General features: G+C 67.5%; 11 protein-coding genes and 1 pseudogene. 6 read left to right on the top strand and 6 right to left on the bottom strand.

The window, feature by feature from the left end; genetic code table 11:
• The first annotated feature begins 131 nt into the window (after positions 1–131).
• A complete protein-coding gene (locus K0O64_RS18215) occupies positions 132–1,106 on the top strand; it encodes a carbohydrate kinase family protein (RefSeq protein WP_096311712.1) in 975 nt (324 codons plus the stop codon).
• Here K0O64_RS18215 and asnB read toward each other — a convergent pair.
• Positions 1,103–3,034, bottom strand: coding sequence for an asparagine synthase (glutamine-hydrolyzing) (gene asnB / locus K0O64_RS18210; protein ID WP_096311711.1), 1,932 nt, complete (start codon positions 3,032–3,034; stop codon positions 1,103–1,105). The two genes, K0O64_RS18215 and asnB, sit on opposite strands and share 4 nt — an antisense overlap.
• A 145-nt stretch (positions 3,035–3,179) precedes the next feature.
• Here asnB and ctaC point away from each other — a divergent pair, with 145 nt between their 5' ends.
• The 4 genes from ctaC to K0O64_RS18190 all read left to right on the top strand — a co-directional run bounded on the left by ctaC (position 3,180) and on the right by K0O64_RS18190 (position 6,346).
• Positions 3,180–4,223 carry an aa3-type cytochrome oxidase subunit II gene (ctaC, locus tag K0O64_RS18205; protein ID WP_096311710.1) on the top strand — a complete coding sequence of 348 codons (1,044 nt, stop codon included), beginning with the start codon at positions 3,180–3,182 and terminating at the stop codon, positions 4,221–4,223.
• A 10-nt stretch (positions 4,224–4,233) separates the two neighbouring features.
• Complete coding sequence (locus K0O64_RS18200) at positions 4,234–4,653, top strand: cytochrome c oxidase subunit 4 (RefSeq protein WP_047331212.1); 420 nt, start codon at positions 4,234–4,236, stop codon at positions 4,651–4,653.
• 176 nt (positions 4,654–4,829) lie between these two features.
• Complete coding sequence (locus tag K0O64_RS18195; protein ID WP_096311709.1) at positions 4,830–5,657, top strand: MmpS family transport accessory protein; 828 nt, start codon at positions 4,830–4,832, stop codon at positions 5,655–5,657.
• Positions 5,657–6,346 (top strand): DUF2561 family protein, encoded by a 690-nt coding sequence (locus tag K0O64_RS18190; protein WP_096311708.1) that lies wholly within the window; start codon positions 5,657–5,659, stop codon positions 6,344–6,346. The genes K0O64_RS18195 and K0O64_RS18190 overlap by 1 nt, the downstream gene beginning before the upstream one ends.
• 363 nt (positions 6,347–6,709) lie before the next feature.
• Here K0O64_RS18190 and qcrB read toward each other — a convergent pair whose 3' ends face one another.
• Genes qcrB through ctaE form a run of 4 tightly spaced genes read right to left on the bottom strand, consistent with a single transcriptional unit; the run spans position 6,710 to position 11,056 of the window.
• A complete protein-coding gene (qcrB, locus tag K0O64_RS18185) occupies positions 6,710–8,398 on the bottom strand; it encodes a cytochrome bc1 complex cytochrome b subunit (protein ID WP_071943547.1) in 1,689 nt (562 codons plus the stop codon).
• Entirely contained in the window at positions 8,395–9,591 is a 1,197-nt protein-coding gene (gene qcrA / locus K0O64_RS18180; protein ID WP_071949738.1) for a cytochrome bc1 complex Rieske iron-sulfur subunit, read from the bottom strand. The genes qcrB and qcrA overlap by 4 nt, the downstream gene beginning before the upstream one ends.
• Positions 9,588–10,433, bottom strand: a complete 846-nt coding sequence (gene qcrC, locus K0O64_RS18175; protein ID WP_071943549.1) for a cytochrome bc1 complex diheme cytochrome c subunit — start codon at positions 10,431–10,433, stop codon at positions 9,588–9,590. Before qcrC ends, qcrA begins: the two co-directional genes overlap by 4 nt.
• An 11-nt stretch (positions 10,434–10,444) precedes the next feature.
• The gene (ctaE, locus tag K0O64_RS18170) at positions 10,445–11,056 is read right to left on the bottom strand and encodes an aa3-type cytochrome oxidase subunit III (protein WP_071943551.1); all 612 of its coding nucleotides are present in this window, start codon (positions 11,054–11,056) and stop codon (positions 10,445–10,447) included.
• A 112-nt stretch (positions 11,057–11,168) separates the two neighbouring features.
• On the opposite strand from ctaE, the gene trpD reads away from it, so the two are divergent.
• Entirely contained in the window at positions 11,169–12,251 is a 1,083-nt protein-coding gene (trpD, locus tag K0O64_RS29945; protein ID WP_071943553.1) for an anthranilate phosphoribosyltransferase, read from the top strand.
• Here the strand turns inward: trpD and K0O64_RS18165 are convergent.
• Positions 12,189–13,991, bottom strand: a pseudogene (locus K0O64_RS18165) (DEDD exonuclease domain-containing protein); the annotation flags it as partial. The gene trpD and the pseudogene K0O64_RS18165 sit on opposite strands and share 63 nt — an antisense overlap.
• Positions 13,992–14,060: the final 69 nt, after the last annotated feature.

Below are 14,060 nucleotides of genomic sequence, written 5' to 3'. Positions count from 1 at the left end.
GGTGTCGGGGAAGGCCAAAACTTCAAGCACCCGTCGCAGCGGGGCCGATGCCGGGCCATATAGTCGGCTCTTGTACGCAGGCTAGCGCACGAAGCGAGCTAGTCCCACTAGCGAATGAAGGGCGGCTCAACGTGGCGATCGCGGTGACCGGATCCATTGCCACCGACCACCTGATGCGGTTTCCCGGGCGGTTCTCCGAACAGTTGCTCGCCGAGCACCTGCAGAAGGTTTCGCTGAGCTTCCTGGTCGATGATCTGGTGGTCCACCGCGGCGGCGTTGCCGGAAACATGGCCTACGCGATGGGCCTGCTCGGCGGCAGCCCCGTGCTGGTCGGCGCCGTCGGGTCGGACTTCGACCCCTACCGGGAGTGGCTGGAAGCCCACGGTGTGGATACGTCCAATGTCTTGGTCTCGAAGACGGCCTACACCGCCCGGTTCGTCTGCACCACCGACGAGGACATGGCCCAGATCGCGTCGTTCTACCCGGGCGCGATGTCGGAAGCCCGCGACATCAAGCTCGCCGACCTCGTAGAGCGAAGTGGCGCACCGGAATTGGTGATCATCGGCGCCAACGACCCGGAGGCGATGTTCCTGCACACCGAGGAGTGCCGCAAGCTCGGCCTGGCGTTCGCCGCCGACCCCAGCCAGCAGCTGGCCCGGCTCAACGGCGAGGAGATCCGCCGGCTCATCGACGGTGCGACCTACCTGTTCACCAACGACTACGAGTGGGATCTGCTGCTGCAGAAATCCGGCTGGTCCGAAGCCGAGGTGATGAGCCAGATCCAGCTGCGCGTCACCACGCTGGGCCCCAACGGCGTCGACCTGGTCGGCCGCGACGGCACGTTCATCCACGTCGACGTGGTGCCCGAAACCCAGAAGGACGACCCGACCGGCATCGGCGACGCCTTCCGCGCCGGCTTCCTGACCGGCCGTGGCGCCGGCCTGAGCCTGGAGCGCGCTGCGCAGCTCGCCTCGATGGTCGCCACGCTGGTGCTGGAGGCGCCGGGACCGCAGGAGTGGACGTGGGATCGCGACGCCGCGATCGCGCGCATCAAGGACGCCTACGGCCCGGAGGCCGCCGACGAGATCGCCGCCGCGATCGCCTAGAGCTGCACGGGGTAGTGCGGCTCGTTGATCACCGGCACCACGGCATGCTCGACGAAGATCGCGTGCCACAGCATAAAGATCAGCACCGTCCACAACCGGCGGCTGTGATCGCCCTCGCCGGCGCGGTGCGCGTCGAGCATGGCGCGCACGGCGGGAATGTCCACGAGATGACCGGCCTGCGAGGTGTCGATCATTCCGTAGGCCCAGTCCATCAGTTCCCCCGAGCGCAACCAGTGCCGGATCGGTACGGGGAAGCCGAGTTTCGCGCGGTTGAGCACATGCGCGGGCACGATCGGCTCGAGCGCGCGGCGCAGCGCGTACTTGGTGGTGGTGCGGGTGATCTTCTGGTCGTAGGGCAATCGGGACGCGACCGCGAACACCTCGGGGTCCAGGAACGGCACCCGCAGCTCCAATGAGTTGGCCATCGTCATCTTGTCGGCCTTGACCAGGATGTCGCCGCGCAGCCAGGTGAACAGATCGATGTGCTGCATCCGGGCCACCGGGTCCCAGGCGTCTGACTCGGCGTAGATCGGGCGGGTGACGTCGGTGTGCGTCCAGTCTTCGCGGAACCCGGGCAGCACCGCGCGCAGCTGTTCGTCGGAGAAGCTGCGGGCGTTGCCGTAGTAACGCTCCTCGAGCGTCAGCGAACCGCGGTGCAGCAGGCTCTTGCCGCGCATACCTTCCGGCAGCGGCTTGGACGCCCGGCCCAGCGACTTGCGGACCGGCCGGGGGAGATAGTCAAAAGGCTTGAGCGACAACGGCTCCCGGTAAATCGTGTAGCCGCCGAACAGTTCGTCCGCGCCCTCGCCGGAGAGCACCACCTTGACGTGCTTGCGCGCCTCGCGGGCGATGAAGAACAACGGCACCAGCGCGGGGTCGGCGACGGGTTCGTCAAGATACCAAACGATTTCGGGCAGCGCGGCCACGAACTCGGCCTGGCTGACCACCTTGGCCACATGCCGCGCGCCGATCGCCTCGGCCGATGCGACGGCCACGTCGACCTCGGAGAAGCCCTCGCGTTCGAAGCCGGTGGTGAACGTGATCAGCCGCGGGTTGTGCCGAATGGCCAGCGCGGCGATCGCCGTCGAGTCGATACCGCCGGACAGAAATGCCCCGACGGTCACGTCGGCACGCATGTGCTTGGCCACCGAGTCCTCGAGGACCGCGGTGATCTCGTCGTAGCGGGCCTGCTCCTGATTGGCGACGAACGGGGTGGCGCTGAATCGCGGCACAAAGTAGCGCTTCACCCGTGGCTGCTCGCCGGGCCGGATGATCGCGTAGCTGCCCGACTCGAGCCGGCGCACACCGCGGTGCAGCGTCTCCGGCTCGGGGACGTACTGCAGCACCGTGTAGTGCTGGACGGCCCGGACGTCGAGGTCGAGATCGAATCCGATCTCGTCGGCCAGGCCGAGCAGACACTTCTTCTCACTGGCGACCGCGGTCCCCGCCGAACCGGTCGCCATGAACAGCGGCTTGATGCCGAACGGATCGCGGGCGCAGAACAGCTCGGAGTTGGTGGTGTCCCACAGCGCAAACGCGAACATGCCGCGAAGCCGGTTCAGCGCCTCGGTGCCCCAGTGGTGATAGGCGGCGACGATCGCCTCGCCGTCACCGTCGGTGGCGAAGGTGGCGCCGAATTCCGCGCTCAGCGCCTGGCGCAATTCCAGGTAGTTGTAGATCTCGCCGTTGAAGACCAGCACGTAGCGGTCGGGTTCCTCCGGCGGACCCCAGCGCAGCGGCTGATGGGAATGGGCGATGTCGATGATCGACAGCCGGTTGAACCCCAGCACCACGGACGCGTCCGACCACGTTCCCGGCTCGTCAGGGCCCCGGTGGCGCATCAGATGCGACGCGCCCGCCACCGCCTCGACGCTTGCTTCGGTGACAGGGCTTGCAGGGGCTGTAACCAGGGCAAGCAGTCCGCACACCGGGCCCAGTATGCCGTAACTGGCGGATGTGCCGGGCTGGGTGTTCGGGCGTGGTCTACGCTGCGTAGTATTCGATGCGCGGAAAGTTCCCGCGACGACGAAAATACGGTGTGGGCCCCAAGTCCCCGATACAGGAGGCGCCAACGTGAAGACCCGCGGTTCCCGGTTCCGGGTGCTGGCGCTAGCCGTCACCTTTGGTGCGCTGGCGCTGACCCTCAGCGGGTGCAGCTGGCAAGAGGTGATGGGCCTCGGCTGGCCCAAGGGCATCACGCCGGAGGCGCACACCAACCGCGACTTGTGGGTCTGGTCGGTGATCGCCGCGTTCGCCGTCGGCATCATCGTGTGGGGCCTGACCTTCTGGGCGATGGCGTTCCACCGCAAGAAGAAGGGCACCCCGGTCGACGCGCCGCTGCCCCGCCAGTTCGGCTACAACATGCCGCTGGAGCTCGTGCTCACGGTGATCCCGTTCCTGATCATCTCCGTGCTCTTCTACTTCACCGTCGTGGTGCAGGAGAAGATGATGCACCGCGACCCCAACCCTGAGGTCGTCATCGACGTCACGGCCTTCCAGTGGAACTGGAAGTTCGGCTATCAGAAGGTCAACTTCTCCGACGGCACCCTCAACTACGACGGCGCGGACCCGGCTCGCAAGGCCGCGATGGTCTCAAAGCCCGAAGGTAAGGACGAGCACGGCGAGGAGAAGGTCGGCGCGGTGCGCGGCCTCAACCCCGAGGACCGCACCTACCTGAACTTCGACAAGGTCGAGACCGAGGGCACCAGCAACGAAATCCCGGTGCTCGTGCTGCCGGTCGGCAAGCGGATCGAGTTCCAGGTCGCCTCGGCCGACGTCATCCACTCGTTCTGGGTGCCGGAGTTCCTGTTCAAGCGTGACGTCTTCCCGAACCCGGAAGCCAACCACACCGAGAACAAGTTCCAGGTCTCCGAGATCAGCGAGACCGGCGCGTTCGTCGGGCGCTGCGCGGAGATGTGCGGCACGTACCACTCGATGATGAACTTCGAGGTCCGGGTGGTCTCGGCCAACGACTTCAAGGCCTACCTGCAGCAACGCCAGGCGGGCAAGACCAACGCCGAGGCGCTGCAGTCGATCAACCAGCCACCGTTGGCGACCACCACGCACCCATTCGACACCCGTCGGGGCGAGCAAGTGATCCCGCAGGCGAGCAAGTAGGGGACCGTAGATGCATATTGAAGCCAGGCTCTTCGAAATCCTGACCGCTTTCTTCGTCCTCGCCGCGATCGTCTACGGCGCGCTGACCGCGATCTTCCAGTACGGCGGCATCGAGTGGGCCGGTACCACCGCGCTGGTGCTCACCGCCGGCCTGTCGCTGATCACCGGCACGTTCTTCCGGTTCGTCGCCCGTCGCCTCGACACCCGGCCCGAGGACTACGAGGACGCTGAAATCAGCGATGGCGCAGGTGAATTGGGCTTCTACGCGCCGCACAGCTGGTGGCCGATTCTGATCGCGCTGTCCTTCTCGACCGCCGCCGTCGGCGCCGCGCTGTGGCTGCCGTGGCTGATCGCGGCCGGTGTGGTCTTCGTGATCGCCGCGGTCTGCGGTCTGGTGTTCGAGTACTATATCGGCCCTGAGAAGCACTGAGACCCCCGCGCGAAGGTCACAATCGAGACATCACTTGGCACTTCAGGCGTGCTGCGTCGTATCCGGTGCGCCTGGTTGGGTAGGGTCTTGCCAGGGCAACGGGAGCCGTCGGCACGCTGCGTGCCAGTCCTTGGCCCGCGTGCCGCGGTGATGTAGTCGAAAGAGGACAGGCGAGCATGAGCGGGCCGAATCCGCCGGATGAGGAGTCGGGCGAGGTGGGTGAGACACCCACCGGTACAGGCTTTCAGGCCTACTCTGCGCCCGAATCCGAGCAGTACACCGCTGGTCCCTTCGTCGCGCCCGATCCCGCGTTGTACGACTACGACAGCTACGACGCGGGTACCGAGTACATCGAGGAATCACAGCCGCCGAGGTGGCCATGGGTCGTCGGGGTCACCGCGATCGTCGCCGCCATAGCCCTGGTGGTGTCGGTGTCGCTGTTGGTGACCAGCACCGACACCAACCAGCTGGCGACGCCGGCGACCAGCACGACAGTCAAACCGCCGCCGGTCCAGGACGAGATCACCACGACTCAGCCGCCGCCACCGCCGCCGCCGCCGCCCACCACGACGGAGCCGCCGCCCCCGCCGCCTCCGGAGACCGTGACGGTGACGACCGAACCGCCGGCACCCCCGCCACCTCCACCCCCGCCAGCGACGACGGAGGCACCACCACCCGTGACCACGACGACCGCCCCGCCGGCCCCGGCCACCACCTCGACGACCCCGGCCGGTCCGCGCCAGGTCACCTATACCGTGACCGGCACCAAGGCGCCCGGGGACATCATCTCGGTGACCTACGTCGACGCCTCGGGTAGGCAGCGCACCCAGCGCAACGTCTACATCCCGTGGTCGCTGACGGTGACACCGATCTCACAGTCCGACGTCGGCTCGGTGCAGGCGTCCAGCCTGTTCCTGGTGAGTCGGCTGAACTGCTCGATCACGACCAGCGACGGCCAAGTCTTGTCGTCGAACCAGAACAACGCTGCGCAAACGAGCTGCTGATGACTACAGATGTAGAAGAAGACCGACGGTCACCGGAGACGGTGGACCGGCTGCTGGTCGGCGTGTGCGGCGCGATCTGGCTGGTGCTGCTGGCCGTCACGGTGATCGCGATCGTCGCGCTGGTGGACATGAGCCGCGGCCACACCGCGAGCTCCGGCGGCTCGCACACCCCGTGGCTGCTGTACAGCATCATCATCGTGTCGGGGCTGATCATCCTCGGCGCGATCCCGCTGCTGATCCGCGCGCGCCGCACGGCGCTGTCCGATTCGCGGCTGACGTCGGAGCCGGCCAAGACTGTGCCGCCGCGGTCCACGAGTGCTCCTGCGGCCCCTGTGCGCGGCACAGAGGCGCCCACCGAGAAGATGAAGGTCTTCGGCTCGACGGTGGACCCCTACGAGCGGTATCAGCCCGATTTCGCCCAATCGTCGGCGTCGCGGCGGGCTGATCCGCTGATCCCGGCGACCGAGCTCGACCGGCTGTGGCTGCGCTGCACGGTGATGCTGGCCGGGGCGATCGGTCTGGCGCTGGTCGGGGTGTCGACCGCGACCTATCTGATGGCCGTGAACAACGACACCGCGGCATGGGTGGCGTTGGGCCTGGCCGCGGTCATCACGATCGCGATGCCGGCGATCCCGGTCACCTATCTGCGTCAGCTGCATGGCGCGGTGGAAGAGGCTGTGCCCGCCTAGTTTTGGGCGTCCTACATTGAGTGAGCGGTGAGGCTGCAAGTCTGGCGCTGAGATGGGGCGTGAGCGCTCACTCGATGAAGAAGCTGATCGAGTGTGCGGTGAGATCGCAGATGAAGGTCGCATCTAGATCTGTACGCACACTCGATGCAGAGGGCGCGGTGTCGGGTGCTTCCTTCATTGAGTGAGCGGTGAGGCTGCAAGTCTGGCGCTGAGATGGGGCGTGAGCGCTCACTCGATGAAGAAGCTGATCGAGTGTGCGGTGAGGACGCAGATGCAGCGCTGAGATGAGACGTCAGTGCTCACTCGATGAAGACAAACGAAAGAGCCCCGGACCCTGTGGGCCCGGGGCTCTTTCGTTACTGCCTAGTGGTGGTGGCCGTTGCCACCTCCGTTGCCGTTGCCATTGCCGTTGTGCTCGCCTTCCTGCCATTCGCGCAGGGCGGTGAGCGTCCGGAGCTCGGAGGCGTGTGCTGCCTCGTTGAGCGCGGCATCCTCGGACGCCGGGTCGGCGGTGAGGAAGCTGCCGTGGCCGGTTCGGCCGCCGGAGCCGAGCTTGTTCATCCGCTTCGGCAGAGCCGCACCGGCGTACTCCAGCGGAATCGGGTGACCGTGCTCGTCGACCGGGCCCAGCGGCTGGTGGATCTCGATGTAGGCACCGTGCGGCAGCCGCTTGATGATGCCCGTCTCGATACCGTGCTCCAGCACCTCACGGTCGCTGCGCTGCAGGCCGACCGCCCACCGGTACGCGATGAAGAAGATCAGCGGCGGCAGCACCAGCGAACCGATACGGCCGATCCACGTCGTCGCGTTCAGCGAGATGTGGAACTTCAGCGCGATGACGTCGTTCATCGCGGCCAGCGTCCACACCATGTACAGCGAGATCGCCATCGCACCGATCGCGGTACGCGTCGGAGCGTCACGCGGGCGCTGCAACAGGTTGTGGTGCGCGGTGTCCCCGGTGAACTTCTTCTCCAGGAACGGGTAGGCGATCAGCAGCCCGAACACCAGACCCATGACCAGAGCGACCCAGAACGCCGCCGGGATGGTGTGGTGGCCGAGGTAGAGCTCCCACGGCGGGAAGATACGGGCCAGGCCTTCCGTCCACATCATGTAGAAGTCGGGCTGGCTACCGGCCGACACCTGCGACGGCTTGTAGGGACCCAGCTGCCAGATCGGGTTGATCTGCAGCAGACCACCCATCAAGCCGAGGATGCCGACGGTGACCGCGAAGAACGCACCGGACTTGACCGCGAACACCGGCATGACGCGCACGCCGACGACGTTCTTCTCGGTGCGGCCGGGGCCGGGGAACTGGGTGTGCTTCTGGAACCAGACCAGCGCGAGGTGAACACCGATGAGCGCCAAGATGATTCCGGGGATCAGCAGGATGTGCAGTGCGTACATCCGGGGGAGCAGGGTGCCCACCGCGCTGCACTGGTAGCCCAGCCCGCCGCACGGGAAGTCACCGCCGAACAGCGCCCAGTGCAACCAGGTTCCGACGATCGGCACGCTCATGGTGATCGAGGACAGGGCCGCGCGGAGGCCGATGCCGGACAGCAGATCGTCGGGCAGCGAGTAACCGAAGTAGCCCTCGAACATCGCCAGGATCAGCAGCAGCGAACCGATGACCCAGTTGGCCTCGCGGGGCCGGCGGAACGCGCCGGTGAAGAAGATGCGGGCCAGGTGCACCATGATCGCCGCGGCGAACAGCAGCGCGGCCCAGTGGTGGATCTGGCGGACGAACAGGCCACCGCGCACCTCGAAGCTGATGTCCAGAGTCGAGGCGAACGCCTTCGACATCTCGACACCCCGAAGCGGTTGGTAGACACCCTGATACGTCACTTCGGCCATCGACGGATCAAAGAACAGCGTCAGGTAAACGCCGGTGAGCAGCAGCACGATGAAGCTGTACATCGCGATCTCACCCAGCAGGAACGACCAGTGCGTGGGGAAGACCTTGTTCAGCTGCCGTCGAACCGCGGCTGACGGGTGGTAACGGGAGTCAATGGCGTCGCCCTGCTTGGCCAGGGCATCGTTGAGTTTCGGACTCATGATGTGCGCTCCCAGAATGCGGGTCCGACGGGCTCGGCGAAGTCACCGTTGGCGACCAGATACCCGTCCTTGTCAATGGTGATCGGCAACTGCGCCAACGCGCGCGCAGCCGGACCGAAGATCGGCCGTGCGAAATGCAGTGCGTCGAACTGCGATTGGTGGCACGGGCACAGGATGCGGTAGGTCTGCTGCTCGTACAGCGAGGCCGGGCAACCCAGGTGCGAGCAGACCTTGGTGTAGGCGAACAGCTCACCGAAGTTGAAGCTCTCCTGGCCTTGGCGCTTGACCACCTTGGAGATGTCGGCCGGCTTGATGCGGATCAGCATCACCGGATTGCGAACGCCCATCGCGATTTCGCTCAATCGCTCGTGGCTCTCGACGGTGGTGCCGTCGCCGTCGCTTTCACGCCACGGGAAGACTGTTTCCATGCCCCCGGCGTCGATGTCCTCGGGCCGCATCTTGACGAAGGGCGACTCGCCCGGCAGGCCGGTGGCCCGCGCCAGGTAGATCGTCTCGCCGGTGAACCGCGGGGTCCACCCCGAGGTCCACAGCACCGCCTTCTTGCCCTCGGCGGTGGGCACCACGGGCTTCCACGGGTTCTTGATCAGACCGCCGATGAACGCGACCAGCGTGCCCGCGCCGAACGCGCCGAGCCCGATCCCGAGTGACAGCCCAACCAGCTTGCGCCGCTTGATCGTCGAGCCCTCGAGTGCGTCGGTCAGGTTGGCGACGACGGTCTTGCGCGCGATCTCCGGGGAGGCACCGTCGTGGCGCTCCTGTACCGAGATCTCCTCGGGGATGAACTTCTTCTGGTAGAGCACCGCGCCGATACCGATCGCCAGGATCGACATACCGAAAGTCAGGCCGTAGAGCGGGGTGGCCAGCTCGGACAGCGAGCGCTCGTTGGAGCCGTCCCACTGCCACGGCCAGAACAAGAACACCAGCAGCAGCGCCAGGCCGAACAGGCCGCCGAGCAGCAGCCAGATCGACACCAATCGTGCGGCACGCTTCTCGGCCTTGGTTCCCTCAACCGGCCAGCGGGGCTCCTTGAGGATGGTCTCGACGCCGTCGATCCGGCCACCGAGGTCGACCAGTTGCTCGCGCGTCATCGTGGCCAGCTCCGCGTCGGTGGGCTGACCCGGCACGCCGGCGTGCTCGGGCACGTCGGTTCCCTTGTTCACGTCGTCACTCATGATGATCTTGCTCCGATCCACAGAGCCGCCGCGATGACGGCGACCATGCCGATGATCCAGGCCGCCATGCCCTCGGAGGACGGTCCGAAGCCGCCGAGGCCGTAGCCGCCGGGATCCGGCGCGCGGGTCGCCATCCGCACGTAGGCGACGATGTCCTTCTTCTCCTCGGGGGAGAGCTGGCGGTCACCGAACTTGGGCATGTTCTGCGGACCGGTCAGCATCGCGGTGTAGATCTGGGCCGGGGTGGCCGGCTCGAGCTCGGGTGCGTACTTGCCCGACGACAGCGCGCCGCCCTTGCCGGTGAAGTTGTGGCACGAGGCGCAGTTCAGCCGGAACAGGTCGCCACCGCGGGCGACGTCATTACCGAGCAGCGAGTGGTCGGCGATCTGACCGTTGGCATCCCGGGGAACCTCCGGGCCGCCGCCATTGGCCTGCACGTAGGCGCCGAGTGCGTCGATCTGGGCCTCGTCGAAGATCGGGTCCTTACGCGGAGCCTGGGCCTCACCGCGCATCGCCGGCATGCGACCGGTCGAGACCTGGAAGTACACCGCGGCCTCGCCGACGCCGATCAGGCTGGGCCCGCGGCCCTCGACACCCTGGAGGTTGGCGCCGTGGCAGGTAACACACGAGGTGTCGAACAGCTGCTTACCGGTGCGCAGCAGTGCGGACTGCGATTCGTCGGCCACCGCCACCTGGGGCGTGGGCGTCAGCGTGGCGGCCAGGCCACCGGCGACACCGAGGCCGACGAGCAGAAGTACCGCACCGGTCAGGCGGCGACGAAGCCGGCGACGCGACTTGTCGCTCCTCGGTGCCTTTCGCTCTTCGCCCGATCTCTTGAGCATCGAACCCCTTCTCATCGGATGAAGTAGATCGTCGCGAACAGGGCGATCCACACGATGTCGACGAAGTGCCAGTAGTAGGACACGACGATGGCAGCGGTCGCCTGGGCAGGCGTGAACTTGCTCATCGCGGTGCGCAACAGAAGCAGGATGAACGCGACCAGACCGCCGATCACGTGCAGACCGTGGAATCCGGTCGCGAGGTAGAACACGCTGCCGTAGGCACTGCCCGGGATCGTCGTGCCGTGGGTGACGAGGTGGTAGTACTCGTAGCCCTGGCCGAGGACGAAGAACAGACCCATCAGGAACGTGATCACGTACCAGCGGCGCAGCCCGTAGACATCACCACGCTCGGCCGCGAACACACCCATCTGGCAGGTGAACGACGACGCGATCAGCACCAGCGTCACCGGAACCGCCTGATACAGGTTCAGTTCGGTCGGCGGCGGCGGCCATACCCCGCCGGCCTGAGCACGTGCAGTGAAGTACATCGCGAACAGTCCAGCAAAGAACATCAGCTCACTGGAAAGCCATACGATGGTGCCAACACTGACCATGTTCGGCCGGTTCAGCGAATGTACGCGCGATGTGATCGCAGTTCCCGAAGTGCCAACAGCGCTCGTCACAACTAGAAGTATGACGCTTTGTAGTTGTCGAGGTACAGCCAGGGGGCCAATTGGTCACATCTGTCGGGAAACTGACGTGTGGAGATGCGCTGCGGCATGGGAACATCGGCGCGTGACTCACCCGCTTTCCTCGCCCGGCGCCGACTCGCCGGATACGTCATGGCCGCAGGTCCTGGACCGGTTGACGGCCAGCCTCGAACTCCTGCCCGGACAGGCGAGCTGGGCGATGGACCAGATCATGAGCGGCGTCGCGACCCCGGCTCAGATCGCGGCCTTCGGCGTGTCGATGAAGATGAAGCGACCGACCGCCGCGGAGGTGCGTGAGCTCGCCGACACGATGCTGCGGTACGCGCGCATGGTGCCCACCGATCAGATCGGCCCCGAGACCGTCGACATCGTCGGCACCGGCGGCGACAAGGCGAACACCGTGAACCTGTCGACGATGGCGGCGGTCGTGGTCGCCGCGGCCGGCGTGCCGGTGGTCAAGCACGGCAACCGCGCGGCGTCGTCCAAGAGTGGTGGCGCCGACATGCTGGAGGCGCTCGGCGTGCGCATCGACCTCGGTCCCGAGGAGGTGGCCCGCTGTGTGGCCGAAGTGGGGATCGGGTTCTGCTTCGCGCCGGTCTTCCACCCGTCGTACAAGTTCGCCGGGCCGCCGCGCCGCGAGATCGGCACCCCGACGGTGTTCAATCTGCTTGGGCCACTCACCAATCCGGCCAGCCCGCGGGCGGGCCTGATCGGGTGCGCGTTCGGCGATCTCGCCGAGGTGATGGCCGGGGTGTTCGCCGCCCGCCGCAGCAGTGTGCTCGTGGTGCACGGCGACGACGGTCTCGACGAACTCACCACCACGACGACGAGCACCATCTGGCGGGTGCAGGCCGGCACCATCGACAAGCTCACCTTCGACCCGATGGGGTTCGGTTTCGCTCGGGCCCGCATCGAGGAACTCGTCGGCGGCGAGGCCGAGGAGAACGCCGCGGAGGCGCGCGAGGTACTCGGCGGCGCCAAGGGGCCCGTGCGGGACGCGGTGATCCTCAACGCCGCGGGCGCGATGGTCGCCCACAGCGGCCTATCCAGCCACGCCGAATGGCTGCCGTCGTGGGAGGACGGGCTGGCCCGTGCCGCGGAGGCGATCGACTCCGGCGCGGCCGAGCAGCTCCTGGCGCGTTGGGTGCGGTTCAGCCAGCAACTCTGAGCTGACCTGCTCGGCCGCCAGCCGGGCCGATCGAGCCGTCGCCGCCCACTGGGCCCACGGGCCCGCCGAGGCCAGAGGGGACGCCAAACCTGTTGTGGCGCCGACGATTCGCACGCCTTGCGCGTTGAGCCAGCGGGCGATCAGGGCGGTCTCTTCGACCAGCGCGCCGCCCAGGGGTGCAGCCCGGGGGAGCACCACCTGCGCGCCGGCCTGCAGGGCCTCGACCACCGGCATCGGTGGGACGCGACGGGGCGCCACTCCGGCTGCGGCGAGCTGCCCGTGCCGGATCACCGCCAGCTGCCAGCCGCCCGCGCCATCGGGTGCGGCGGCAACCAGCTCCTCGACAGCGCTGAGCGAGCGCAGGCGCTGGCCCCGCCACAACACGTCGACGGCCGCGGCGATGTGGTCGCGCAGCCGCGCCGCGCTCTCGTAGCGGGACTTCTGCGCCAGCTCGCCGACCTGATCGACCGCTGCGCCCAGCGCATCGTTGTCCAGGCCCTCGATGAGCGCGGCCGCCCGCTGCGGGGCGGCCGCATAGTCCGCCGCGGTGATGCCGCGCGGTGCCGGACAGGGGGAGACCTCGCGGTCGGGACAGGCGGGCCCGTGCTCAGCGGCGCGGCCGATACGGCTGGTACAGGTGCGCACCCCGGTGAACCGCGCGATCAGGTCGGCGGTGTCCACGGCGTCGGCCCGCGACCGGAACGGGCCGATCGCGCGGTCGTGACGGGGCTCGCGAACCACCGACAGCCGCGGGAACGCCTCGTCGGTCAGCACCACCCACCACCACCGATGCGGGAAGCGGGACCGGCGGTTGTACGGCGGCGCGTGCGCGGCCAGCAGCCGCAGCTCGCGCACCCCGGCCTCCAGCGCGTGGGCGCATTCGACGTGGTCGACCGCCGTCGCCAGCGCCACCATCTCCTTCATCCGTCCGCGCGGATCCGCGCCGTTGAAGTACTGGCCCACCCGGCGGTGCAGATCCGTAGCGGTGCCGATGTAGAGCACCTCGGCGGCAGGTCCGCGAAACAGGTACACCCCGGGCCGGCGCGGCAGGTGGCGGGCCAGAACCCGCTTGCCGCGTTGGGCATTCGAGATGTTGGGCAGATACCCGCGCAGATCGGAGTAGGTGTGCACGCCCTGATTGCCGACGCGCTCGATCAGCGCGTGCAGCACGTCGACGGTGGCGCGGGCGTCGTCGAGGGCGCGGTGGGTCGGTGTGGTGGCTGAGCCGACGAGTGCGGCCAGCGTGGACAGCCGCACGCTGGGCGCCTCCTCGCGGGTCAGCACGCGGCGGGCCAGCTTCACCGTGCACAGCACCGACGGTCGGGGCCAGGGGATGCCGCACTGTTCGGCGGCGGACTTCAGAAAGCCGATGTCGAAACCGGCGTTGTGGGCGACCAGCACTGCGCCACGGGCGAATTCGAGAAACATGGGCAGCACCGAGGCGATCGTCGGCGCGTCGTGAACCATCGCGGTGGTGATCCCGGTGAGCCGGACGATCTGCGGTGGGATGGACCGCCCCGGGTCCACCAGGGTGGCGAACTCGCCGAGCACCTCGCCGCCGCGGACCTTGACCGCGCCGATCTCGGTGATCGCGTCGCGGGAGCCGTCCGCCGACGCGGTGGCCCGGCCGCCGGTGGTCTCCAGGTCGACGACCACGAACGTGGTGTCCCGCAGCGATACGTCGGCGGCCGGATCGACGTCGGCGAAGCTCAGCTGCGCATCGATCGGTGAGCCCGCCACAGCGATTGACGGTAAGCAGACCCACCGACAGCGTGGCGGCGACACTCCGGACTTGTCGGTGGCCGGCGA

It is taken from the genome of Mycolicibacterium pallens (genome assembly GCF_019456675.1).
In the GTDB taxonomy this organism is placed as follows: domain Bacteria; phylum Actinomycetota; class Actinomycetes; order Mycobacteriales; family Mycobacteriaceae; genus Mycobacterium; species Mycobacterium crocinum.
The sequence above is the reverse complement of the archived record's forward strand: the minus strand, read 5'-3'. Positions and strand labels throughout refer to the sequence as shown.